The organism is Cupriavidus oxalaticus (assembly GCF_038900635.1).
Classification (GTDB): domain Bacteria; phylum Pseudomonadota; class Gammaproteobacteria; order Burkholderiales; family Burkholderiaceae; genus Cupriavidus; species Cupriavidus oxalaticus_B.
In genome coordinates this window covers 1-23,255 of sequence record NZ_JAYMRX010000018.1, presented here as the reverse complement: position 1 = coordinate 23,255, position 23,255 = coordinate 1, and the positions used below count along the sequence as shown (strand labels likewise).

Sequence of the window (23,255 nt, the reverse complement as noted above, 5' to 3'; positions counted from 1 at the left end):
CTCCTGTGCGGCGCCCGGTACGCGTCTTGCATAGCCTTCGGCGGATTCGCCGGTCACCGCGATGCAAGCGGGCTTCCAACCTTGACCGTGTCCGGTGTCACCGCTGTGAAACCACAGTGAAACCGCCACGGAAACATCTTGATATTCCGTTTCGGTGCCCCACCTCCGGATGAAGCACCTGTCTTGTGCAGCGGCCTAGCGCATCGCGAGGGCCACCACCCAGTAAGTCTTGAGCGCCAGCAGGAACGTGACCAGCATCGGCACCCAACGCAGATCCCGGTACAGCACCACCACCAGCACCAGCATGACCACGGTGGCGAACACCTTGATCGCCTCGCCGAGGACCAACCCGCCGACCGATGCACGATCCCGCGCCACCCACAGCCGGAATGCGAAGAATCCGCTCGGCACGAAGCACACCATGCCGCCGAACAACGCTGACCAGCCGTACGGCCCTGCCTCTTTCCCGAACAACGCCCAGCACAATGCCGACAGCAGGGAAACGATCACCTGCGCCAGGACAACCTTGCCCGGGGTCATGCGCGAAGGACGCAGCGCGTGTTCGCCAAACAGCTTCACCGCATCGGCGTGCGACAGCGGATCGACAGCTTCCTCTTCACGGTCTGCGCCTTCTTTCCAGTCGTCCCAGTCATCTTCCTGACGGGAACTGGCGCTGCGCTGCTGACGGTCTCGAACCACTACCTGCCTGCCTCATTCCAGGCCGGAACTTATCGGCCCGACCAGAATTCAAACCGCACGATTTTAAGGGGAACTACTGATTCGCGTCAATCTGCTTACAGTTAGCTTGCAGTGCGTTGTGCACAACGGTTGCCATCACGATTGCATGATGGCTTCGCAAAAATTGCGCCGCAATGATGTTTGACGTAATTGGATTGCGCAGCGGACCCTGCGCATGATGGAGGATTAGCGGCTACGCCTCACGTATACCGATAATCGCACCGGCCACTGCTGCATCGATGCAACAGTTACCCCTGCAATGGCCGGTTATCGCCCGCTATTTCAGGCGGCTTGCTGCCCTTCGCTCGATTCGCGCAGCCGCGCGAGCACGCCATCGAGCGCTTCGTTGTCGCTGAAGTGGATGGTGAGCTGGCCCTTGCCGCGCGCACCCAGCTTGATCTGCACCGACAGCCCCAACGAATCCGACAGCTCTTCTTCCAGCCGCGCCACGTCGCGGATATTGTTGACGCCCTTCTGCTTGAGCGACTTCAGGTCGAACGGCTTGAGCGTGGACGCCACCAGCTTTTCAGTCTCGCGCACCGACAACCGCTTGTTGACGATCTGGTTGGCGAGCGTGATCTGGTTCGCGCCGTCGACAGCGAGCAGCGCGCGTGCGTGGCCCATATCGAGATCGCCCGCCATCAGCATGGTCTGCACCGGCGCCGCCAGGTTCAGCAGGCGCAGCAGGTTGGACACGGCGCTGCGCGAGCGGCCCACCGACTCGGCGGCCTGCTCGTGCGTAAACTTGAACTCGCGGATCAGGCGCATGATGCCCTGCGCTTCTTCCAGCGGGTTCAGGTCTTCACGCTGGATGTTCTCGATCAGCGCCATCGCGGCCGCGGCTTCGTCGGCCACGTCCTTGACCAGCACCGGCACCTTGTCCAGGCCCGCGAGCTTCGACGCGCGGTAACGGCGTTCGCCCGCAATGATCTCGTAGCGATCCGGCTCGGCCACGCGCCGCACCAGGATCGGCTGCATCAGGCCCTGCGCGCGGATGCTTGCGGCAAGCTCCTGTAGCGCGCCTTCATCCATGCGCGTACGCGGCTGGTACTTGCCCGGCTGCAACTGGTCCACGTGCAACACGCTGGGCGCGCCCTCCTGCTTCGCGGTCTCGACGATCTCGGCGGGACCGCCCAGCAACGCTTCCAGGCCACGGCCCAGGCCCTTCTTCTTTGCCGGCGTCTTTGCGGTACTCATGGTCGATGCCTCCTTCAGCTTCAGCCCAGCTGCCTGACGCGCGCGATCATCTCGGCGCCAAAGTCCAGGTACGCCTTGGCGCCCTTGGATGACGGATCGAATGCCACGCCCGGCATGCCATAAGACGGCGCCTCGGCCAGGCGCACGTTGCGCGGGATCAGGGTCTTGAACACCTTGTCGCCGAAGTGCGATTCGAGCTGCGCCGACACCTGCTGCTGCAGCGTGACGCGCGGGTCGAACATCACGCGCAGCAGGCCGATCACCTTGAGCTCGCGGTTCAGGTTGGCGTGCACCTGCTTGATGGTGTTGACCAGATCGGACAGCCCTTCGAGCGCGAAATATTCGCACTGCATCGGCACGATCACGCCATGCGCCGCGCACAGCCCGTTCAGCGTCAACAGCGACAGCGACGGCGGGCAGTCGATCAGCACGAAGTCGTACTCGTCGTCGACTTCATCGATGGCCTGCTTGAGCCGACGCTCGCGGTGATCGAGTTCGACCAGTTCGACTTCGGCGCCGGCCAGCTCGCGGTTGGCCGGCAGCACGTCGTACCTGCCGGTCTCGGATTTCTGGCGCGCCTGCGGGATGCTGGCCAGGCCAACCAGCACCTGGTACACGCTGTGTTCCAGCGCCTGCTTGTCGATGCCCGAACCCATCGAGGCATTGCCCTGCGGATCCAGGTCGACCAGCAGCACGCGCTGGTCCTGCGCGGCCAGGCCGGCGGCGAGGTTCACCGTGGTGGTGGTCTTGCCCACCCCGCCCTTCTGGTTTGCAATCACGAATACCTTGGCCATATGCTCCTGAGGCTCCTGGTTCAAATCATCCGGCCAGCCTCGTGGCCGGCAGTTCGCGACGCTTCTTGCAGCGCCGCGGCGTAAGTCATGCGTGCGCGCCTGCGCGCCGCGACAGCACCACCAGGTGGCGCTCAGCGTCCAGTCCCGGCACCGTGAGGCGCGGTACGTCATCGACTTGCCAGTGGGCCATCAGCCCGGCGGCTTCCATCCGGTCCAGCTCGGCCTGTGGATAAACGCCCTTCATGGCGATCAGCTTGCCGCGCGGCGCGAGCAGCTGGCCCGACAGGTTCACGAAGTCGGTCAATTCGGCAAAGGCGCGCGAGGTGATCACGGCAAAGCCGTCCGTGTCCTCCAGGTTCTCCACCGGGCCCCAGTGTGCCGCGGCGTTGGCCAGGCCAAGCTGCGCGCGGCACTGCGTCAGGAACGCGGTCTTCTTCTGCACGATGTCGACCATCAGCACCGACACGTCGGGACACGCAATTGCCAACGGCAGTCCGGGCATGCCGCCGCCCGAACCGACATCCAGCACCCTGCCCTGCGCGAGCGTACCCACCTCTGCAGAACGCGCGGCGGCCGCCAGGGCCGGTACTGCCGCGAGCGAATCCAGCATGTGATGCGTAAGCATCTCATCAGGATGGCGGATTGCGGTCAGGTTATAGACGCCGTTCCATTTGCGCAGCAGCGCGAGGTAATCGAACAGCTTGTCGATCTGTGCCGGTGCCAGCACCAGTCCGATCTCGGCGAGGCCGGCCTCGAGGCGACGACGCTGGGTGGCGTCGTCCGTCGTGGTGTGTCGAGCGCCTGCCACTCAGGCCGCCTCTTCCGAGTTGCCGCCAGCGGCAGCCGGCTCGACGCGCGCGCGGCCGAGTCCCTTTTTCTTCAGGTGTACCAGCAGCAGCGAGATCGCCGCGGGCGTCACGCCCGAGATGCGCGATGCCTGGCCCAGCGTTTCCGGGCGGTGCTGGTTCAGCTTCTGGCTGACTTCGAAACCCAATCCGCGTACCTCGGTGTAGTCGAGATTTTCGGGGAGGCGGGTCGATTCATTGGCTTCCAGCTTGTCGACCTCGGCAGCCTGGCGGGCGATATAGCCGTGGTACTTGATGCCGATCTCGATCTGCTCACGGATCTGCTCGGACAACATGGCATCAAGGTCGAGCGGTGCTTCGGGCGCATAACGGCCGCCCTGCAGCGTCATCAGCGACTCATAGCGGACTTCCGGCCGGCGCAGCAAGTCGGCCAGGCTGTACTCGCGCTCGATCGCCTTCCCCAGCAGCGGCACGGCGTCTTCCGGCGGAAGCATCGCCGGGTTCACCCACGTGCTCTTCAGGCGCTCTGTTTCACGTGAAACAGTGTCGCGCTTGCGGTTGAAAGCATCCCAGCGCGCATCGTCAACGACACCCAGTTCACGGCCGATTTCCGTCAGCCGCATGTCGGCGTTGTCCTCGCGCAGGCTCAGGCGGAATTCGGCACGGCTGGTGAACATGCGGTACGGCTCGGTCACGCCGCGCGTGATCAGGTCGTCGACCAGCACGCCCAGGTAGGCCTGGTCGCGGCGTGGTGTCCAGGCATCGCGTTCGCGCACGTAGCAGCCAGCATTGATGCCAGCCAGCAGGCCCTGCGCGGCGGCTTCTTCATAGCCGGTGGTGCCATTGATCTGGCCGGCAAAGAACAGGCCGCGGATCGCCTTGCTCTCCAGGGATGACTTCAGGCCGCGAGGATCAAAGTAGTCGTACTCGATGGCATAACCCGGGCGCAGGATATGCGCGTTCTCCAGGCCGCGGATCGAATGCACCAGTTCCAGTTGCACGTCAAACGGCAGGCTGGTCGAGATCCCGTTCGGGTAGAACTCGTTGGTGGTCAGACCTTCCGGTTCCAGGAAGATCTGGTGGCTTTCCTTGCTGGCAAAGCGATGGATCTTGTCCTCGATGCTCGGGCAGTAGCGCGGCCCTACCCCTTCGATCACGCCGGTGTACATCGGCGAACGGTCGAGACCGCCACGGATGATGTCGTGCGTACGGCTGTTGGTATGGGTGATCCAGCAAGGTAGTTGCTGGGGATGCTGCTCCGGACGGCCCAGGAAGGAGAACACCGGCACCGGATCCAGGTCTCCGGGCTGCTCTTCCATGACCGAGAAGTCGATGGTGCGGCCATCGATGCGCGGCGGCGTGCCGGTCTTCAGGCGGCCCTGCGGCAGCTTCAACTCCTTCAGGCGCGCCGACAGCGATACCGCCGCCGGATCGCCGGCGCGGCCGCCGGTGTAGTTGTCCAGGCCGACGTGGATCTTGCCGTCCAGGAAAGTACCAGCGGTCAGCACCACGGCCCGCCCGCGGAAGGCGATGCCGACCTGCGTCATGGCGCCGACGACCCGGTCGCCTTCGACCATCAGGTCATCCACTGCCTGCTGGAACAGCATCAGGTTCGGCTGGTTTTCCAGGCGGGTACGGATCGCCTTGCGATACAGCACACGATCCGCCTGCGCGCGCGTGGCGCGCACCGCCGGCCCCTTGCTGGAATTGAGGATGCGGAACTGGATGCCGGACTCGTCCGTGGCGGCGGCCATGGCGCCGCCCATCGCATCCACTTCCTTGACCAGGTGCCCCTTGCCAATGCCGCCGATGGACGGATTGCAGCTCATCTGGCCCAGCGTCTCGATGTTGTGGGTCAGCAGCAGCGTCTGGCAGCCCATGCGCGCGGCCGCAAGTGCTGCTTCAGTGCCGGCGTGACCACCACCGACGACAATGACATCGAATTCTTTTGGGTAAAGCATGGGACACCTCCTCCGGGAGGCTGGCGGGAAAATGCGAGAATGCGAAATTATAGCGGCATTCGACTGGCGGCTTTTCGGCCGGCACGATGTTTCACGTGAAACATGGCGTGGACGATACCTGCGCGTGGCCGCCAAGCGACGCTGAGATGCCACGATGTTCCACGTGAAACAAAAAGGCCGGGCACAAGGCCCGGCCAATGTTTCACGTGGAACAACCTGCTCAGACGCTCGCGCGGATATAAGCTGCCACCTGCTCCGCCAGCTTTCCGAGGTTACGCTGCAAGGTATCGAACCCGGCATTCCGCTCCCGCGTCGCCTCGTCCATATAGAGCGGGCGGCGGATCTCGATCTGCAGGCTGCTGCGCCGCTCGGCCGGCCGACCGATCTGGGCGATCAACTGGACGCCTTTGTACGGGTCATTGCGCGCTACCGTGTAGCCCATGCCGCGCAGTTCGCGTTCGACCAGGTCGACCAGCCCCGGCTCGCAGGTGGTCCCATCCCGGTCCCCCAGCACGAAATCCGCCAGCGGGTGCGGGCTGTCGATCTTCAGGCGCTCGTAGGCATTGTTCGGCATCGAGTGCAGGTTCAGGTGCCATACCGCGCCAAAGCGCCGGTATGCGCCCTCCACCGCCTCGGCGAGTGCCGCATGGTACGGACGGTAATAGCGATCCAGACGCCCCTGCACCTCCGCCACGGACAGCCGGCGGTCGTAGATCGGCGTGCTCGCATCGATCCGGCTCCAGACGAGGCCGTAGCCCAGGCTGGTCTTCGGTCCCGGCGCCAGGGCCGTGGGCCACGTCCCGTCCAGCTGGTCCGGGTCGATATCGTCGGCCATCCGGTTCGGGTCGATATAGACACGTGGGAAAGTCGCCGCCAGCAGCGTGCCGCCGACGGCCGGCACCGCGGCCCACAGCGAATCGACGTGCGTGTCTTCACCGCCGCGCAGCCGGGCCGTCGGGATCGCGGCGCCGAAATCCGCCGGATACACGGTGCCGCTATGCGGCGAGTCGCACACCAGCGGCAGTGCCTCCCCTTCTGGCAGCCGCACGATGACCGGCGGCAACGCGCCCTGGTTGTTCGCTTCAGCCATGCCTCAGTCCAGCTTGATCTCGGCCGCCTTGGCCACGCGGGCATAGCGCGCCATCGCCTGCTGGATCTGCGCCTTGAACTGATCCGGCGTGGTCGGCACCAGCGTGCCGCCCGACTCTTCCACCTTGCGCTTGAACTCGGGGTTCTGCATCGCCTTGTGGATGGCCTGGTTCAGCTTGTTGACGATCGCCGGCGGCGTGCCGGCCGGGGCGACGATGCCGAACCAGCCGCCCTCGCCCATGTCCTTGAAGCCCAGCTCGGCATAGGTCGGCACGTTCGGCAACTGGGCCGAACGTGCCGCGCCCAACACCGCCAGCGCGCGCAGCTTGCCGGATTTCACGTGGGGCAGCGTCGACGACAGGTTGTCGGTGATGGCATTGACCTGCCCCGCCACGGCGTCATTCAGCGCCAGGCCGGCGCCCTTGTACGGCACGTGCAGCAGGTCGATCTTGGCCAGCATCATGAAGTTCTCGATGTTGACGTGGCCGAGCGAGCCGGCACCCGGCGAGGCAAAGCTGTACTTGCCCGGGTTGGCCTTGGCCAGCGCGATGAACTCCTGCATGGTCTTGGCCGGCACGCTCGGGTGCACGGCAAACACGCTAGGGATGGCCACCACGTTGGTCACCGGGGCGAAGTCCTTGATCGGGTCGTACTTCAGCTTCGGGTACACAGCCGGGTTGGAACCGTGCGTGCTGACCGTGGCCATGCCGATGGTATAGCCGTCCGGTGCCGAGCCGGCCACCTGTTCCATGCCGAGCGAACCGCCGGCGCCGCCCTTGTTCTCGACCACGATGGACTGGCCCAGCTCGCGGCCGGCGAATTCGGCCACCAGGCGCGCCGACAGGTCGGTCGATCCGCCTGCGGCAAACGGCACGATCAAACGGATCGGGCGGGTCGGATAGTTGGCCTGCGCGAAGGCGCTGCCGGCAAACACCAGCGTGGCGGCAGCTGCGGCGCCCGACAGCATCAGCTGGCGGCGCGTCATCGTGGCTCGGTTCATGAGGCTTTCTCCTGTTGTTTTATGCGAAAGAACCGAGCGAGTGTCAGGCGTTTACCGGTTGCGCACAAACGACTATATTGCACGTTTGCATTACCAAAGATCATCCTGCCCACGTCCCGGTCAAAACTGTGGCGCACCGCAGGTTCTGCCCTCCCCTCTCCTGCGCTGTACCCTGCGCCATGCGGCTGCGTTCCCCGTCGATGTCCGAGTTGCATGCCTTTGCCGCCGCGGCAAGGCTGGGCAGCTTCACCCGTGCCGCGGACACGCTGTGCGTCACCCAGGGCGCGATCAGCCGGGCAATCGCCCGGCTCGAGGAACACTTCGGCCAGCCGCTGCTCCAGCGCAATGCACATCGGCTGATGTTGACCGATGCCGGCCAGCAACTGCTGGATGCCGTGGCCGAACCGCTGGCCGCGATCGAAAACGCCAGTGCGGCCCTCCTCGCTGGCGACCGGCGCCACCGACTGACGCTGTCGGTCGTGCCGACGCTGGCCAGCGTGTGGCTGGTGCCACGCCTGCCGGACTTCCATCGGCGCCATCCGGAAATCCACCTCGACTTCGTTCCCTACCAGCGCGATGAGGATCTCTCGGGTGCCACTCCCGACGCCGCCATCCTGGCGGGCGAAGCGGCCAAGTGGCCGGGTCTGCAGGTCGACTACGTGATCGGGCGTGAAATGGTTCCGGTCTGCCATCCGGGCCGCGCCCGCGCTCGCCGCGAGGCCGGCCGCTGGCAGACGCCGGCGGAGTTGTTGCAGGAGCCCCTGCTCTACCACACGTCGGCGCCGGCCAACTGGCAAAACTGGCTGCGAGCGGCCGGCGTACCCACCGCTGCGCCGATGTTATCCACAGCGTTCGACCAGGTGTCGATCCTGATCCAGGCTGTTCGCGCCGACATGGGCGTCGCCGTGTTGCAGAGATGCCTGGTGAGAGACGAAATTGCTGCAGGACGTGTTTTCGCGCCGTTTGATTTGCCGATTTCGCTGCAGCGGGGCTATTTCTTGTGCGCTCCGCGGGAGCGGCGTGACCATCCGGCGTTAAACCTGTTCCGCGATTGGCTGTTGGAGACCGCGCAGAAGGAAGCTATGCAAGACACGCAACAACATTCGCCGCAAAACTAACTGATATTGAAATAGAAGAAGACAAATCCATCCGCCGAATAGTTCTTCGACAAACATCGGTGTGATGAATAATCGAAACTAAATCGGTGCAGCATTCATCCATCCGGAAAATCAAAGCGTACCCAACCCTGCGCTACGCCGCTGGACATCAAAAAACAGGCCTCCCAGACCACTTATCCCCAAAGTTATTCACACGAGAAATGAAAAAGGGCCCGCCTAAGCGAGCCCTCATTCATCTGGCTATCATCCTTACGGATTAAGCGGCCTTTTTTGCCAATCCAAGATAAGTTTCAATCACTTTCGGGTTGGCCGCCAACTCGCCTGCCGGGCCCTCCATCGACATATCCCCGGTCTCGATCACATAGCCATAATCGGCCACCTGCAGCGCCGCCCGGGCGTTCTGCTCGATCAGCAACGTGGCCACACCGGTCTGGCGCAGGTTGCTGATGATGTGGAAGATCTCCCTGACGATCAGTGGCGCCAGCCCGAGGCTGGGCTCGTCCAGCATCAGCAACTGCGGCTTGGCCATCAACGCCCGGCCCACCGCCAGCATCTGGCGCTCGCCACCCGACAGCGTCCCGGCATCCTGGCGCGCACGCTCGCGCAGGCGCGGGAACAGGTCGTAGACCACGTCCATCTGGTCCAGGTAGTTCTTCTCGCCGGCACGCTTGCGGCGGAACGCCCCCAGCAACAGGTTGTCCTCGACCGTCATCGATGCGAACAGCTCGCGCTTTTCCGGCACCAGGCACATGCCGCGCGCGACGCGGCCCTCGACGGGAATGCCCGCCATGTCGTGGCCAAGATAGCTGACCGCGCCACTTGCCGAGCCATTGACGGGCAGCGCCCCCATGATCGCATTGAGCATCGTGGACTTGCCGGCGCCGTTCGGGCCGATCACCGTCACGATCTTGCCGGCTTCCACCTTCAGGTTGGCGCCGTGCACCGCTTCCACCTTGCCGTAGCGGACGTGGAGGTCCTTCACTTCCAAAATCAGGCTCATATCGGCTCCTTACTCCACGCTTATTCCACGCCACCGAGGTAGGCTTCCAGCACCGCCGGGTTCTTCTGCACTTCCTCGGGCACACCCTCGGCGATGCGCGTGCCGAATTCCATCACCACCAGCCGGTCGGTCAGGTTCATCACGAAGTCCATGTCGTGCTCGACCAGCAGCACGCTCATGCCTTCGCCCTTGAGCTTGCGCAGCAGGTCGGCCAGCGCCTGCTTCTCCTTGTAGCGCAGGCCCGCGGCCGGCTCGTCGAGCAGCAGCAGCGCGGGGTCGCAGCACAGGGCGCGCGCGATCTCCAGGATGCGCTGCTGTCCCAGCGCCAGGCTGCCCGCTTCCATGTACATGCAGTCGGCCAGGCCTACGCGTTCCAGTTGCCGCTTCGCTTCGAACAGCAGCTTCTCTTCCTCGGCCTTGTTCATGCGCAGGATCGCCGCCGAGACACCGCCTTGCGCGCGGAAGTCGCCGCGCAGGTGCGCGCCGATCGCAACGTTCTCCAGCACCGTCATGGTTGGCAGCAGGTGCACATGCTGGAAGGTGCGGCCAATGCCGCGCTTGACGATCTCGCGCGATGGCAGGCCGGAGATTACCTCGCCCCTATAGCGCACCTCGCCACGCGTGACCGGCAGCACGCCCGTCACCAGGTTGAAGGTGGTGGACTTGCCGGCACCGTTGGGGCCGATCAGGCCGATGATTTCGCCCGCACGCACCTGGAAGCAGACATCGTTGACCGCGACCAGCCCGCCGAACTCCTTGCGCGCGGCGCGCACGTCGAGGATCAGCTCGCCCGCCTCGGGCTTGCGGCGCACGGCCAGCGCTTCGGCCTGCGCCGGCGCCAGCACCGCCGGGCCCGACGGAAACAGCCGGCGCAGGAACGGCCAGATGCCATCGCGCGCGTACTGCAGCAACAGCACCAGCAGCACGCCGAAGACGATGATCTCGAAATTGCCGTTGGCGCCGAGCAGCTTCGGCAGCACGCCCTGCAGCACGTCCTTCAGGATGGTCAGGATGCCCGCACCCAATACTGCGCCCCACACGTGGCCAACGCCGCCGACCACCGCCATGAACAGGTACTCGATGCCGTAGTTCAGGCCGAACGGCGTCGGGTTCACCGCGCGCTGCAGGTGCGCGTAGAGGAAGCCTGACACGCACGCCAGGATTGCCGCCACGACGAAGATCACCACTTTCATCCACGCGGTATTGACACCCATCGCCTCGGCCATCACGCCGCCGCCCTTGAGCGCGCGGATGGCGCGGCCCGGGCGCGAGTTCAGCAGGTTCTGCATCGCCAGCACGGCCAGCAGCACCACTGCCCAGATCAGGTAGAACATCGAGCGCCCCGACTGCAGTTCGATGCCGAAGAACGACAGCACGGGGATGCCGTTGATGCCGTCGTACTTGCCCAGGAACTCCAGGTTGCCGAACAGGAAGAACAGCGACAGGCCCCACGCGATGGTCGCCAGCGGCAGGTAGTGGCCGGACATGCGCATCGTGATCAGCCCGATCACATAGGCCGAGGCCACCGTGATCACCAGGCCCACCAGCAGCCCGAACCACGGCGACAGCCCGAACTGGGTGGTCAGGTACGCGGTGCTGTATGCGCCCAGCCCCACGAACGCGGCCTGCCCGAACGATGTCATGCCGCCCACGCCGGTCAGCAGCACCAGCCCGATCGCGACGATGCTGTACAGGCCGATGTAGTTGCCCAGCGTGATCCAGAATTCAGGCGTCGGCAGCACCGGCAGCAGCGCCAGCACCACGATGAAGGCGAGCACCAGCAGCCGGTTGCGGTTCAGCCGCGCGCGGCTGCCGGCCTCGGCGCCGGTCACGGCCGCCGCTTGCTTGTCGGTCAGCATGGTCATGGCTTATTCCTCCTCCTCGACATGCTTGCTCGTCAGCGAGCGCCACAGCAGCACCGGAATGATCAGTGTGAAGACGATGACCTCCTTGAACGCGCTGGCCCAGAAGGACGAATAGGATTCGAGCAGGCCCACCAGCAGCGCACCCAGCGCTGCGACCGGATAGCTCACCAGCCCGCCGACGATCGCGCCGACAAAGCCTTTCAGACCCACCAGGAAGCCCGACTCGTAGTACACCGTGGTCAGCGGCGCGATCAGGACGCCGCACAGCGCGCCCATTGCCGCGGCCAGCGTGAACGACAGCCGCCCCGCCTGCGTGGTGCCGATGCCGACCAGGCGCGCGCCCAGCCGGTTCACCGCGGTCGCGCGCAGCGCCTTGCCTTGCAGCGTGCGCTCGAAGTAGAAGTACAGCGCCCCGATCAGCAGCGCCGACACGCCCACCACCCACAGGCTCTGGCCCGAGACGCTGAGCGCGCCCACTTCGAAGCGCGCATCCGAGAACGCCGTGGTGCGCGAGCCCTCGGCGCCGAACATCACCAGCCCCAGCCCCACCAGCGCAAAGTGCACGCCGACCGATACGATCAGCAGCACCAGCGTGCTGGCCTCGGCCAGCGGCTGGTAAGCGAGGCGGTACAGCATCGGCCCGAGCGGGATGATGACCAGCAGCGTCAGCGCGATCTGTGCCAGCATCGGCAGCGGCTGCGCGCCGTATTGCTGGACCACCCAGTGCACCGCCAGCGGGAACGCCAGGTACTTGCCGGCCAGCACCGCCAGCCGCTGGCCCAGCGTGCGCCGCAGCTCGGCGCTGCGCAGCACGGTCACGGTTTCATAGATGAACGTCAGCGCGCCCATGGCGAGCAGCAGCCAGGTCGTCTGCGGCGCGTGCCCGGCCTGCATCGCGGCCAGCGTCAGCGCGCCGTAGGCAACGAACTCCCCTTGCGGGATGAAGATGACGCGCGTCACCGAGAACACCAGCACCAGGGCCAGTGCCAGCAGCGCATAGATCGCGCCCGAGGTGATGCCGTCCTGCGCCAGGATGGCGGCGATAGATAGGTCCATTGTCTCCCCGTATCGTTGAAATACCTGCCTGCTTCGAAGGGGGCCGACAGGGTGCTGCGCGCGGTGGGATTTACGAAATGGTAAACGGGTTGCCCATTGCGGAAATACTCGGCAACCCTAGGTATGGCGGTGCGGCAGAAAAAAAGGCGCATGGCATCACCCATGCGCCCTGCTTCACCCCAGCTTCACTGTCTCTCGGGAAGCTAGTGCAGCGGCTTATTTCAGCAGCTTCCACTTGCCGTCGACGATCTGCACCATCACGCGTGCGCGCTGGTCGAAGCCGAGGTGGTCAGTGGCGCTCATGTTCATGATGCCGTGCGACACCGGCAGGTTCCTGGTCTGCTCCATGGCGTCGCGCAGGGCCTTGCGGAATTCCTTGGTGCCGGGCTGCCCCTTCTTGAGCGCCTCGGGGATGGCGTGCTGCAGGATCAGGCCCGCATCCCAGGCATGGCCGCCGAAGGTCGAGACCTGGCCGCCGAAGGCTTTCTCGTAGGCGGTCTTGTAGGCCATGGCCGGCTTCTTCACCGGGTTGCTGTCGGGCAACTGTTCGGCCACCAGCAGCGGGCCGGCAGGCAGGAACGTGCCTTCGCAATCCTTGCCGCACACGCGCAGGAAGTCGGCGTTGGCAACGCCGTGAGTCTGGTAGACCTTACCCTTGTAGCCGCGCTCCTTCAGCGTCTTGGCCGGCAGCGCCGCGGGCGTACCCGAGCCTGCGATCAGCACCGCGTCGGCATTGGCGCTCATCATCTTCAGCACCTGGCCGGTCACTGAAGTATCGGTGCGGGCAAAGCGCTCGTTGGCGACCACCTTGATCTTGCGCATCTCCGCCACCTTGGCGAATTCCTGCGCCCAGCTGTCGCCGTAGGCATCCGCGAAGCCGATGAACGCCACCGTCTTCACATTGTTGTTGCCCATGTGCTCGGCAATCGCCGTAGCCATGTGCGAGTCGTTCTGCGGCGTCTTGAAGATCCAGGCGCGCTTGGCATCCATCGGCTCGATGATGCGGGCCGAGGCAGCCATGGTGATCATCGGCGTATCGTTCTCGGCTACCACGTCGACCATGGCCAGCGAGTTCGGCGTCACGGTGGAACCGACCACCACGTCGACCTTGTCTTCGCTGATCAGCTTGCGGGTGTTCTTGACCGCGGTGGTGGTATCGGAAGCGTCGTCCAGGACGATGTACTCGATCTTCTTGCCCGCGACTTCCTTCGGCATCAGCGTGAAGGTGTTCTTCTCCGGAATACCCAGCGAAGCCGCCGGCCCCGTTGCCGACACCGTGACCCCGACCTTGACCTGTGCCTGGGCGGCGCCGGCAGCCAGGCAGGCCGCCGCGATTGCCAGCAGGCTGGCGCGCTTGAAATCCATCTTGTCTCCTTCGGTTCCTGAAACGGAAAGGCATCCGTCCGGCGTCCACCGGCGGATGCCCATTATTTTTTTGACCCCTCGGGTCTGCGCAGGCACATCGCCGGCACCTGCGCTACTGCCAGGAACGATGACAAACCGTTCCCCATTTCCCGTCCACGCCGAGAACCGCTCGCCCTGGCGAACCGGCCCTTTCCCCCGGAATTGACGCTTCTGTCATTCGCCGACCGAGCGGTCGGGAATGCGAATCGAGTCTATCACAGCGACTTGACGCGAAAAGCAGGATTAACCCGCATCAAGCGCCGCGCTCAGCCGCTCAGCCGCTCAGCGCGCAAACGCATCCCAAGCCGTCTTCAGGATCAACGCGCTCACCACCACGATAAACACCTTGCGCACGAACGCGCTGCCATGCCGCAGCGCCAGCCGGCTGCCCACCTGGCTGCCGGCAACATTGGCCACCGCCATCACCAGCCCCAGCTGCCACCAGATATGGCCCTTGCTGGCGAGCAGCAGCAACGCCGCCAGGTTGGTGGCGAGGTTGACCAGCTTGGTCGACGCCGCGGCGTGCAGGAAGTCATAGCCGAATACGCGCACGAACACAATCATCAGGAAGCTGCCCGTGCCCGGTCCGAATACGCCGTCGTAGAAGCCGAGCACCGCGCCGGCAAGCAACGCCGCGAATCGTTCGCGGCCGCCTTTCAGCGTCGGCGCATGCTCCGCACCCAGGTCCTTCCTGGCCAGCGTATACACCAGCAGCGTCACCAGGATGAACGGCAGCGCCTTGCGCATCGGCTCGGCCGGGATCATGGTCAGCACCCACGCGCCGGCCATCGAGAAGACAAAGGCCGCCACCACCGCCGGCGCGGTCGCGCCCCAGTAGATGCGCACGCTGCGGCCATAGCGCAGCGCTGCGTTGGCGGTGCCGGCGATCGAGCCAACCTTGTTGGTCCCCAGCAGCGTTGCCGGTGCCATGCCGGGATAGGCGGAGAACAGCGCCGGGATCTGGACCAGGCCGCCGCCGCCGGCGACCGCGTCGATCATGCCGGCGAGAAAGGCGGCAACCGCCAGGAATGCGAACTCCATCATTGCAGGAACGGGGAAAGAAAAACGGGGGGAGAAAAAACGGGGTGCCGGGGCGTGCCAGTGCCGGCTCAGCCGAGCACCTTGGCCGTCGGCACAAGATTGCGCAGCCACATGCCGCTGGCATGCGGAGCAAAGCCGGGCGGCGCGCCGCCGTGCGCGCCGGCCAGCGCCGGGGCGAGCAGCGCATGGCGGATGCCATGGGCGCGCCCCCAGTCGGCCAGCGTGTCGCAGCTGGCGTCCAGGCAGGCGCGCACCATGCCGCCACCAATGGCGGGGCGTACCCACCATTCCGTGACCAGGGCGGCCAGACCGGCCAGTTCCAGGCTTGGCATCAGTGCCACCGGCAGGCAAGCCAGCACATCGTCCGGCGCGGCGCCATGGGCCAGCAGGCAGATCCCGCGGCCGGACTGCGCCAGCAGCTCGTCCAGCATCAGCCGCCGTGCCCTGGCCGCTGGCACGGGCAACGGCTGCACGGCTGCCAGCCAGGCCTCCAGCATGGCGCCATCGGCACTCTGGCCTGCGCGTACCCACAACTGCGGCGCGGGCAGCTGCGGCGTCGCGTCGGGACGACCCGAGCCGGCCGGATGCGGCGGATCTTGGAAATCGGGGGGATAGGCAGGCATGGCGGGCAACGGAAAGCGCCCGCATTGTCGCATGCGGTGGGGACCGGGGTGATGCCGATCCGGCATGGACGCCTCAAAATAAGGCGAATACCACACAGGTGGGTGATTCAGGGCTCGCCGCCGCGGGCAAAGCACCAATGAAAAAAGCGTTGCCGAGGATCACCCGGCAACGCCCTTTATTTTATAACGCTGCTACCCGACACCGGGTGCGCGCCTGTCGTCTCCTCGCTTCCGCCTCCATTTAACCTGCGAAAACCGTATATGGAATGTAACGAAGCGGTGCACCGAGGACAAGCTAGAAAAAACCCTAGCCCCAAAAACGAGCATGTCGCCCCACGATCACTCGTGCTTGCGGCCGAACCGGGCCAGCAGTTCGCCCATGATGCCGCGGCGGAAGGTCAGGACGCAGATCACGAAGATCACGCCGGTCACCATCGTCACCGACTCGCCCAGGGTGTTGAACCACTGCAGGCCGGTGGCCGAGGCCAGGAAACTGCCGATGTCACCCAGCTTGTTCTCCAGCGCCACGACCACGAAGGCGCCGACGATCGGGCCCGACAAGGTGCCCAGGCCGCCGACCAGCGTCATCAGGATCACCGAGCCCGACATCGACCAGTGCACGTCGGTCAGGGTCTCGAAGCCCAGCACCAGCGCCTTGATCGAGCCGGCCAGCCCCGACAGCGCCGCCGACAGCACAAAGGCGGTCAGCTTGAAGCGGTCGACATCGTAGCCCAGCGAGATCGCGCGCGGCTCGTTCTCCTTGATCGCCTTCAGGATCTGGCCGAACGGCGAGTGCACCGTGCGCACGATCAGCGCGAAGGCCGCGACGATGATCACCAGCGCCACGTAGTACAGCGTCAGGTCATCCGACAGCGGCAGCACGCCGAACAACTTGCCGCGCGGGATGCCCTGCAGCCCGTCCTCGCCGCCGGTGAACGGCGCCTGCAGGCAGATGAAGAACAGCATCTGCGCCAGCGCCAGCGTGATCATCGAGAAGTAGATGCCCTGGCGGCGGATCGCCAGCGAGCCGACCACGTAGCCGATCAGCGCGCCGGTGGCCGTGCCCAGGATCAGTCCGATCTCGGGCGTCACGCCCCAGACCTTCATGGCATGGCCGGCCGCGTAGCCGGCACCGCCGAAGAACGCCGCATGGCCGAACGACAGCAGCCCGGTATAGCCGATCAGCAGGTTGAACGCGCACGCAAACAGCGCGAAGCACAGCACCTTGAGCACGAATACCGGATAGGCACCCGCCAGCGGCGCGGCGATCAGCGCCAGGAGCAGCAATCCGTACAACAGTTTCTTCTGCACGCCCTGTCCCTTTCCTGCCTGGCCCGCGTTGGCAGCCACCGAGGGCTGCGTCGATGATGTGGTTGGTGCGCTCATCACTTCTCCTTCCCGAACAGCCCGGCCGGGCGCAGCAGCAGCACGATCACCATGATGAAGAACACCACGGTCGACGATGCTTCAGGATAGAACACCTTGGTCAGGCCCTCGACCACGCCCAGCCCCAGGCCGGTCAGGATCGACCCCATGATCGAGCCCATGCCGCCGATCACCACCACCGCGAACACGATGATGATCAGGTTCTGGCCCATCAGCGGCGAGATCTGGATCACCGGCGCGGCCAGCACCCCGGCAAACGCAGCCAGCGCCACGCCGAAACCGTAGGTCAGTGTCACCATCAGCGGCACGTTGACGCCGAAGGCCTCGACCATCTTGGGATTTTCGGTGCCGGCGCGCAGGTAGGCGCCCAGCTTGGTCTTCTCGATCACGTACCAGGTGGCGAAGCACACCACCAGCGACGCCACCACGACCCAGGCGCGGTAGTTCGGCAGGATCATGAAGCCCAGGTCGGTCGCTCCCTGCAGCAGGTCAGGCGTCTGGTACGGCAGGCCCGACACGCCATAGACCGAGCGGAAGATGCCCTCGATCACCAGCGTGATCCCCAGCGTCAGCAGCAGGCCGTAGATGTGGTCGAGCTTGTAGATCCAGCGCAGCATGGTCTTCTCGATCACCACCCCGATGGCGGCAACGACCAGCGGCGACAGCAGCAGCATGATCCAGTAGTTGAGCCCGGCGTACTCCATGCCCATCCAGGCCAGCACCGCACCCAGCATGAAGAGCGCGCCGTGCGCGAAATTGATGACGTTGAGCAGGCCGAAGATGACCGCCAGGCCCAGGCTCAGCATCGCATAGAAAGCGCCGTTCACCAGCCCCAGCAACAGCTGGGAAAGCATGGCAGGCAGGGGAATTCCGAAGATGTCCATGAGCGTCAATTGCTGGTGGTGACTCCCCTCTCCCGCGCGCGGGAGAGGGGTTGGGGGAGAGGGCCGGCGCGGAAGGGGCTACGAATCTCGACACTGGCGCGGGCGCTCTTCACGCCGCGGCACTTGTGCCGGCATCGCTCCTGCCGTCGCCTGCCCTCTCCCCCTGCCCCTCTCCCGCAAGCGAGAGAGGGGAGCAAACCGTCGCAGTCCCGCTGACGGTTACTTCTTGATCAACGCGCACTTCGACTCGGCCAACGTCGTGAACGCCTGGTCGCCCGGGATGGTCGCCACCACCTTCAGGTAATCCCACGGCTTCTTCGACTCGGCCGCGGCCTTCACCTGCATCAGGTACATGTCGTGGATGCCACGGCCGTCCTGGCGGATATAGCCCTTGGTGTAGAAGTCGTTGATCTTCATCTTCTTCAGCTCGGCCATGACCTTGTCCGGATCGTCGGTCTTGGCTGCTTCCACCGCCTTCAGGTAGCTGCTGGCTGCCGAATAATCCGCGGCCTGCAGGCTGCTCGGCATCTTCTTCATCTTGCCGAAGAAGCGGTTGGCGAACTTGCGGGTGTCGTCGTTCATGTCCCAGTACCAGCTGTCGGTCATCAGCAGGCCTTCGGTGTTCTTCAGACCCAGGCTGTGGATGTCATTGATGAACATCAGCAGGCCGGCGATCTTCATCGTCTTGGTGATGCCGAATTCCTTGGCCGCCTTGATCGAGTTGATGGTGTCGCCACCGGCGTTGGCCAGGCCCAGGATCTGCGCCTTGGACGACTGCGCCTGCAGCAGGAACGACGAGAAGTCCGATGCCGACAGCGGATGGCGCACCTGCCCCGCCACCGTGCCGCCATTGGCCTTCACCACCGCGGCGGTGTCGCTTTCCAGCGAGTGCCCGAAGGCGTAGTCGGCGGTCAGGAAGAACCACGACTTGCCGCCCTGCTTGACCACCGCGCTGCCGGTGCCCTTGGCCAGCGCCACCGTGTCATAGGCGTAGTGCACCGTATACGGCGAGCACTCTTCATTGGTCAGGCGCGCGGTGCCGGCGCCGATGTTGATGTAGACGCGCTTCTTCTCCGAAGCAACCTTGTTCATCGCCAGCGCGGTGCCCGAGTTGGTGCCGCCCAGCAGCATGTCCAGGCCCTGCTGGTCCATCCATTCGCGCGCCTTGGAGGCGGCGATGTCGGCCTTGTTCTGGTGGTCGGCGGAAACGATCTCGATGGGCTTGCCCAGCACCTTGCCGCCGTGGTCCGCGATCGCCATCTTGATGGCTTCCAGGCCGCCGGGGCCGTCGATGTCGGCGTACAGGCCCGACATGTCGCTGATATAGCCGATCTTCACGGTGTCGCCGGATACCTGCGCGGCAGCGCCGAACGAAACCGCACCCATGGCAATAGCCGCCATCGCGGCCGCGAGCCGAGTCTTTTTCATCTCTTTGTCTCCTGATTTGCGGCGGCGATGCGCCACCCGTTCCTGCCAAACAGCAATCAACGATCCGGGTATCGGTCAGATCCCGGGATCAGACCCCGAGCAGTTCATGCAGCACCGGCATCTTTGCCTGCAGTTCGCCGGCATCGAAGCGTTCGACGATGCTGCCGTGCTCCATCACGTAGAAGCGGTCGGCCAGCGGCGCGGCGAAGCGGAAGTTCTGCTCCACCATCACCACCGTGTACCCCTTCTGCTTGAGCATCCGGATCATGCGCGCCAGCGCCTGCACGATCACCGGCGCCAGCCCTTCCGAGATTTCGTCGAGCAGCAGCAGGTTGGCGCCGGTGCGCAGGATGCGCGCCACCGCCAGCATCTGCTGCTCGCCGCCCGACAGGCGCGTGCCCTGGCTCTGGCGGCGCTCCTTCAGGTTGGGGAACATGTCGTAGATCTCGGCCTCGCTCATGCCGGAATCCGTTCCCTTGAGCTGCGGCGGCAGCAGCAGGTTTTCCTCGCATGACAGGCTGGAGAAGATCGCGCGCTCTTCGGGGCAGTAGCCGATGCCGTAGTGCGCGATCTTGTGCGTCGGCAGGCCGATGGTCTCGTTGCCGTTGACCTTGATCGAGCCCTTGCGCGCGCCGGTCAGGCCCATGATCGCGCGCAGCGTGGTGGTGCGCCCGGCGCCGTTGCGGCCCAGCAGCGTCACCACTTCGCCGCGGTTCACCGTGAGGTCGACGCCGTGCAGGATGTGCGATTCGCCGTACCAGGCCTGCAGGCCCTTGATTTCGAGTGCGGGAGTGTTGTTCGTGCTCATCGTATCGTCCCCCCCTTCAGTGCGCGCCCTGCAGCTCGGCATCGGCCGTGCCCATGTAGGCCTCCATCACGCGCGGGTCCTTCGACACCTCGGCGTAGGGCCCCTCGGCCAGGATCGCGCCCCGCTGCAGCACGGTGATCTTGTCGGCGATCGACGAGACCACGCTCATGTTGTGCTCGACCATCAGGATGGTGCGGCCGGCGGAGACCTTCTTGATCAGCTGCGTGACGCGGTCCACGTCCTCGTGGCCCATGCCTTGCGTGGGCTCGTCGAGCAGCATCAATTCAGGCTCCATCGCCAGCGTGGTGGCGATCTCCAGCGCGCGCTTGCGCCCGTATGGCAGGTTCACCGTCAGCGTCTGCGCGAACTCGGTCAGCCCCACCTGCTCGAGCAGCTCCATGGCGCGGTCGTTGAGCACATTCAGCGAGCGCTCGCTGCGCCAGAACTGGTAAGCGGTGCCGAGCTGTCGCTGCAGGCCGATGCGCACGTTCTCCATCACCGTCAGGTGCGGGAACACCGCCGAGATCTGGAACGAACGGATCACGCCGCGGCGCGCGATCTGCGCGGGCTTTTCGCGGGTGATGTCGATGCCGTTGAATACGATGGTGCCGGTGGTCGGCTCCAGGAATTTGGTGAGCAGGTTGAAGCAAGTGGTCTTGCCTGCGCCGTTGGGGCCGATCAATGCATGGATCGAGCCGCGACGCACCCGGAGGTTGACGTCGCTCACCGCGGTGAACCCCTTGAACTCCTTGGTGAGGTTCCGCGTTTCCAGGATGGTTTCCTGCTGGTTCATGTCTCCTGCCCGCCCTTCGTTGTACGCCGGGTGATGCCCGGCACTGACTGATGGTCCGAACCGGCCTGTAGGCCATGTGCCGCATCCGTCATGCACGTCCGTGGTCGCGGCGTGCTGCGGTGTCTTGGTTATGGTTTTGCGGGGCGGCTCCCGCCGGAGAACGAGACCAGCACAATGTGCTGCTGCCCCCACCCTCCGAGGCGTCTATTGTGTGCGCCTGTTGCATCGCAAAACATCGGGGTTTGCACTATGAAACATGAACCAAGTGTCAGTTTTTTTGCAGGCGCACATGATCAGCAAACGCCACCTGGCGCTTGCTCCCTTTCCCGCCCCGATTTCCCATGCTGCACAGCCTGCGCCTGCCGCTTTCAGGCACTTTCCGCCGCGGCCTGTGGGGCTGGCGCCATCACATCCGCTGCCCCCGCGCCGCGCCGGCGGTCTTCGCGGATCATGTCGCTGGCGCGCTCGGCAATCATGATGGTGGGCGAGTTGGTATTTCCCGACGTGATCAGCGGCATCACCGAGGCATCGACCACGCGCAGCCCCTCGATGCCGAACACCCGCAGCCGGTTATCGACCACCCCCATGCCGTCGTCGCCACGTCCCATCTTGCAGGTGCCGACGGGATGGAAGATGGTGGTGCCGATGCTGCCGGCGGCTTCGGCCAGTTCCTCGTCGGTCTGGAATGCGGGGCCCGGCAGGTACTCCTCGGGCTGGTACGGCGCCAGCGCAGGCGATGCCACGATGCGGCGCGTCAGCCGCAGCGAATCGGCGGCGACACGCCTGTCCTCATCGGTCGACAGATAGTTTGGCGCAATCACCGGCGCGTCGCGGAAATCGGCGCTGCGCGCGTGCACGCTGCCGCGCGACGTCGGCCGCAGGTTGCAGGCGCTGGCGGTGAAGGCATTGAACGCGTGCAGCGGATCGCCGAACTTGTCCAGCGACAGCGGCTGCACGTGATACTCCACGTTCGGCCGCGCCTGCGACGGATCCGAGCGCGCGAAGGCCCCCAGCTGCGACGGCGCCATGCTCATCGGCCCGCTCTGGTTGAAGGCGTATTCGACGCCGATGCACAGCTTGCCCCACAGGCTGGCGGCGCGCGTGTTGAGCGTGCGCACGCCGTTGACCTTGACCACGGTACGCAGCTGCAGGTGGTCCTGCAGGTTTTCGCCCACACCGGGCAAGGCGTGGCGTACGTCGATGCCGAGTGCGCGCAGCCGTTCCGGCTGGCCGATTCCGGACAGCTCCAGCAGCTGTGGCGTATTGACCGCGCCAGCGAAGAGGATGACTTCATGCCGCGCAGCCGCGGCATGCGGCTGCCCGCCGCCGAGGTATTGCACGCCAGTGCAGCGGCGCCCGTCGAAGGTGAGCGCGCTGACTTGCGCGCCGGTGACGATGGTCAGGTTCGGGCGCTCCGACGCGCGGCGCAGGAAGGCCTTGGCGGTGTTCCAGCGGATGCCGCGGCGCTGGTTCACTTCAAAGTATCCGACGCCGAAGTTGTCGCCCCGGTTGAAGTCCTCGGTACGCGGGATGCCGGCTTGTTCCGCCGCATCCGCAAAGCGCTCGAGAATGTCCCAGCGCAGCCGCTGCGCTTCGACACGCCACTCGCCGTGGGCCCCATGGAATTCGCTTGGGCCACGGTGGTGGTCTTCGCAGCGTTTGAACAGCGGAAGCACGTTGTCCCATTTCCAGCCATCGTCGCCGGACAGGCGGGCCCAGTCGTCGTAGTCCTCGCGCTGGCCGCGCATGTAGATCATGCCGTTGATGGACGAGCATCCGCCCAGCACGCGGCCGCGGGGGTAGCCAAGGGAGCGGCCATTCAGGCCGGCCTCCGCTTCGGTGCGGTAGAGCCAGTCCGTGCGCGGGTTGCCGATGCAGTACAGGTAGCCTACCGGGATGTGGATCCAGTGATAGTCGTCCTTGCCGCCGGCTTCCAGCAGGAGGACGTTGATGTCAGGGTCCTGGGTCAGGCGGTTTGCCAGGACACAGCCGGCCGAGCCGGCGCCAACGATGATGTAGTCGAATGTCTCCATGGCGGGTTTGGTTTGCATTTTGCTCTTCTGTGCCTGACGGCTTGGCATCTGGTGGTGTTGGATGCGCCCGGTTCCGCCCTAAAGGGCGGGTAACTTTTTGTCCATGTCAAGTCCTGACATAGGTTGACAGGTTTTGGTAGCGCCATTCGGCGGCTAGCGCCCGGTGGAAACAGACGCCCGATGAACATCATCGGGCGTTTTGTATTTCAGGGCCTGATGGGGGCGTTCGCG

At 65.1% G+C, this 23,255-nt stretch carries 20 protein-coding genes; 1 reads left to right on the top strand and 19 read right to left on the bottom strand.

From position 1 onward, the window contains the following. Positions 1 to 195: 195 nt before the first annotated feature. The 7 genes from VSR71_RS24255 to VSR71_RS24225 form a co-directional block, all read right to left on the bottom strand. Entirely contained in the window at positions 196 to 699 is a 504-nt protein-coding gene (locus VSR71_RS24255) for an ATP synthase subunit I (protein WP_342916346.1), read from the bottom strand. A gap of 321 nt (positions 700 to 1,020) precedes the next feature. Next, positions 1,021 to 1,935: a ParB/RepB/Spo0J family partition protein gene (locus tag VSR71_RS24250; protein ID WP_342916345.1), complete on the bottom strand. Its 915-nt coding sequence runs from the start codon at positions 1,933 to 1,935 to the stop codon at positions 1,021 to 1,023. Positions 1,936 to 1,955: 20 nt separating this feature from the next. Further along, a complete protein-coding gene (locus VSR71_RS24245) occupies positions 1,956 to 2,729 on the bottom strand; it encodes a ParA family protein (protein ID WP_342916344.1) in 774 nt (257 codons plus the stop codon). Positions 2,730 to 2,814: 85 nt separating this feature from the next. Further along, positions 2,815 to 3,537: a 16S rRNA (guanine(527)-N(7))-methyltransferase RsmG gene (rsmG, locus tag VSR71_RS24240; RefSeq protein ID WP_342916343.1), complete on the bottom strand. Its 723-nt coding sequence runs from the start codon at positions 3,535 to 3,537 to the stop codon at positions 2,815 to 2,817. Continuing rightward, entirely contained in the window at positions 3,538 to 5,496 is a 1,959-nt protein-coding gene (gene mnmG / locus VSR71_RS24235) for a tRNA uridine-5-carboxymethylaminomethyl(34) synthesis enzyme MnmG (RefSeq protein WP_342916342.1), read from the bottom strand. 220 nt (positions 5,497 to 5,716) lie between these two features. Continuing rightward, positions 5,717 to 6,586, bottom strand: coding sequence for an N-formylglutamate amidohydrolase (locus tag VSR71_RS24230; RefSeq protein ID WP_342916341.1), 870 nt, complete (start codon positions 6,584 to 6,586; stop codon positions 5,717 to 5,719). A gap of 3 nt (positions 6,587 to 6,589) precedes the next feature. After that, positions 6,590 to 7,585, bottom strand: coding sequence for a tripartite tricarboxylate transporter substrate binding protein BugE (locus tag VSR71_RS24225; RefSeq protein WP_342916340.1), 996 nt, complete (start codon positions 7,583 to 7,585; stop codon positions 6,590 to 6,592). Between the two features lie 179 nt (positions 7,586 to 7,764). On the opposite strand from VSR71_RS24225, the gene VSR71_RS24220 reads away from it, so the two are divergent. Continuing rightward, complete coding sequence (locus VSR71_RS24220) at positions 7,765 to 8,703, top strand: LysR substrate-binding domain-containing protein (RefSeq protein WP_342916339.1); 939 nt, start codon at positions 7,765 to 7,767, stop codon at positions 8,701 to 8,703. A gap of 256 nt (positions 8,704 to 8,959) precedes the next feature. Here VSR71_RS24220 and VSR71_RS24215 read toward each other — a convergent pair whose 3' ends face one another. The 12 genes from VSR71_RS24215 to VSR71_RS24160 form a co-directional block, all read right to left on the bottom strand. Continuing rightward, positions 8,960 to 9,703: an ABC transporter ATP-binding protein gene (locus tag VSR71_RS24215; RefSeq protein ID WP_342916338.1), complete on the bottom strand. Its 744-nt coding sequence runs from the start codon at positions 9,701 to 9,703 to the stop codon at positions 8,960 to 8,962. Positions 9,704 to 9,723: 20 nt separating this feature from the next. Further along, a complete protein-coding gene (locus VSR71_RS24210; RefSeq protein WP_342916337.1) occupies positions 9,724 to 11,568 on the bottom strand; it encodes an ABC transporter permease subunit in 1,845 nt (614 codons plus the stop codon). Between the two features lie 3 nt (positions 11,569 to 11,571). Next, complete coding sequence (locus tag VSR71_RS24205; RefSeq protein ID WP_342916336.1) at positions 11,572 to 12,624, bottom strand: branched-chain amino acid ABC transporter permease; 1,053 nt, start codon at positions 12,622 to 12,624, stop codon at positions 11,572 to 11,574. 216 nt (positions 12,625 to 12,840) lie between these two features. Further along, complete coding sequence (locus VSR71_RS24200; protein WP_342916335.1) at positions 12,841 to 13,989, bottom strand: ABC transporter substrate-binding protein; 1,149 nt, start codon at positions 13,987 to 13,989, stop codon at positions 12,841 to 12,843. A gap of 321 nt (positions 13,990 to 14,310) precedes the next feature. Next, the gene (locus VSR71_RS24195) at positions 14,311 to 15,069 is read right to left on the bottom strand and encodes a sulfite exporter TauE/SafE family protein (protein WP_342916456.1); all 759 of its coding nucleotides are present in this window, start codon (positions 15,067 to 15,069) and stop codon (positions 14,311 to 14,313) included. Between the two features lie 68 nt (positions 15,070 to 15,137). Continuing rightward, positions 15,138 to 15,692, bottom strand: a complete 555-nt coding sequence (locus VSR71_RS24190) for a hypothetical protein (protein WP_342916334.1) — start codon at positions 15,690 to 15,692, stop codon at positions 15,138 to 15,140. 339 nt (positions 15,693 to 16,031) lie between these two features. Next, a complete protein-coding gene (locus tag VSR71_RS24185) occupies positions 16,032 to 17,078 on the bottom strand; it encodes a branched-chain amino acid ABC transporter permease (RefSeq protein WP_342916333.1) in 1,047 nt (348 codons plus the stop codon). After that, positions 17,078 to 17,962, bottom strand: coding sequence for a branched-chain amino acid ABC transporter permease (locus VSR71_RS24180; protein WP_342916332.1), 885 nt, complete (start codon positions 17,960 to 17,962; stop codon positions 17,078 to 17,080). The genes VSR71_RS24185 and VSR71_RS24180 overlap by 1 nt, the downstream gene beginning before the upstream one ends. Positions 17,963 to 18,181: 219 nt before the next feature. After that, positions 18,182 to 19,390, bottom strand: a complete 1,209-nt coding sequence (locus tag VSR71_RS24175; RefSeq protein ID WP_342916331.1) for an ABC transporter substrate-binding protein — start codon at positions 19,388 to 19,390, stop codon at positions 18,182 to 18,184. A gap of 88 nt (positions 19,391 to 19,478) precedes the next feature. Continuing rightward, complete coding sequence (locus VSR71_RS24170; protein ID WP_342913476.1) at positions 19,479 to 20,198, bottom strand: ABC transporter ATP-binding protein; 720 nt, start codon at positions 20,196 to 20,198, stop codon at positions 19,479 to 19,481. Positions 20,199 to 20,214: 16 nt separating this feature from the next. Further along, positions 20,215 to 20,991 (bottom strand): ABC transporter ATP-binding protein, encoded by a 777-nt coding sequence (locus VSR71_RS24165; RefSeq protein WP_342916330.1) that lies wholly within the window; start codon positions 20,989 to 20,991, stop codon positions 20,215 to 20,217. Between the two features lie 368 nt (positions 20,992 to 21,359). Continuing rightward, positions 21,360 to 23,024 carry a GMC family oxidoreductase gene (locus tag VSR71_RS24160; protein ID WP_342916455.1) on the bottom strand — a complete coding sequence of 555 codons (1,665 nt, stop codon included), beginning with the start codon at positions 23,022 to 23,024 and terminating at the stop codon, positions 21,360 to 21,362. Positions 23,025 to 23,255 lie beyond the last annotated feature (231 nt).

Bases quoted from the DNA above. Each gene is read 5' to 3' on its own strand.
- VSR71_RS24175 (WP_342916331.1), bottom strand. From the start codon at position 19,390: ATGAAAAAGACTCGGCTCGCGGCCGCGATGGCGGCTATTGCCATGGGT.
- VSR71_RS24195 (WP_342916456.1), bottom strand. From the start codon at position 15,069: ATGGAGTTCGCATTCCTGGCGGTTGCCGCCTTTCTCGCCGGCATGATC.
- VSR71_RS24160 (WP_342916455.1), bottom strand. From the start codon at position 23,024: ATGGAGACATTCGACTACATCATCGTTGGCGCCGGCTCGGCCGGCTGT.
- VSR71_RS24245 (WP_342916344.1), bottom strand. From the start codon at position 2,729: ATGGCCAAGGTATTCGTGATTGCAAACCAGAAGGGCGGGGTGGGCAAG.
- VSR71_RS24225 (WP_342916340.1), bottom strand. From the start codon at position 7,585: ATGAACCGAGCCACGATGACGCGCCGCCAGCTGATGCTGTCGGGCGCC.
- VSR71_RS24205 (WP_342916336.1), bottom strand. From the start codon at position 12,624: ATGGACCTATCTATCGCCGCCATCCTGGCGCAGGACGGCATCACCTCG.
- VSR71_RS24185 (WP_342916333.1), bottom strand. From the start codon at position 17,078: ATGAGCGCACCAACCACATCATCGACGCAGCCCTCGGTGGCTGCCAAC.
- VSR71_RS24180 (WP_342916332.1), bottom strand. From the start codon at position 17,962: ATGGACATCTTCGGAATTCCCCTGCCTGCCATGCTTTCCCAGCTGTTG.
- mnmG (WP_342916342.1), bottom strand. From the start codon at position 5,496: ATGCTTTACCCAAAAGAATTCGATGTCATTGTCGTCGGTGGTGGTCAC.
- VSR71_RS24170 (WP_342913476.1), bottom strand. From the start codon at position 20,198: ATGAGCACGAACAACACTCCCGCACTCGAAATCAAGGGCCTGCAGGCC.
- VSR71_RS24230 (WP_342916341.1), bottom strand. From the start codon at position 6,586: ATGGCTGAAGCGAACAACCAGGGCGCGTTGCCGCCGGTCATCGTGCGG.
- VSR71_RS24190 (WP_342916334.1), bottom strand. From the start codon at position 15,692: ATGCCTGCCTATCCCCCCGATTTCCAAGATCCGCCGCATCCGGCCGGC.
- VSR71_RS24165 (WP_342916330.1), bottom strand. From the start codon at position 20,991: ATGAACCAGCAGGAAACCATCCTGGAAACGCGGAACCTCACCAAGGAG.
- VSR71_RS24250 (WP_342916345.1), bottom strand. From the start codon at position 1,935: ATGAGTACCGCAAAGACGCCGGCAAAGAAGAAGGGCCTGGGCCGTGGC.
- VSR71_RS24200 (WP_342916335.1), bottom strand. From the start codon at position 13,989: ATGGATTTCAAGCGCGCCAGCCTGCTGGCAATCGCGGCGGCCTGCCTG.
- VSR71_RS24220 (WP_342916339.1), top strand. From the start codon at position 7,765: ATGCGGCTGCGTTCCCCGTCGATGTCCGAGTTGCATGCCTTTGCCGCC.
- VSR71_RS24215 (WP_342916338.1), bottom strand. From the start codon at position 9,703: ATGAGCCTGATTTTGGAAGTGAAGGACCTCCACGTCCGCTACGGCAAG.
- VSR71_RS24210 (WP_342916337.1), bottom strand. From the start codon at position 11,568: ATGACCATGCTGACCGACAAGCAAGCGGCGGCCGTGACCGGCGCCGAG.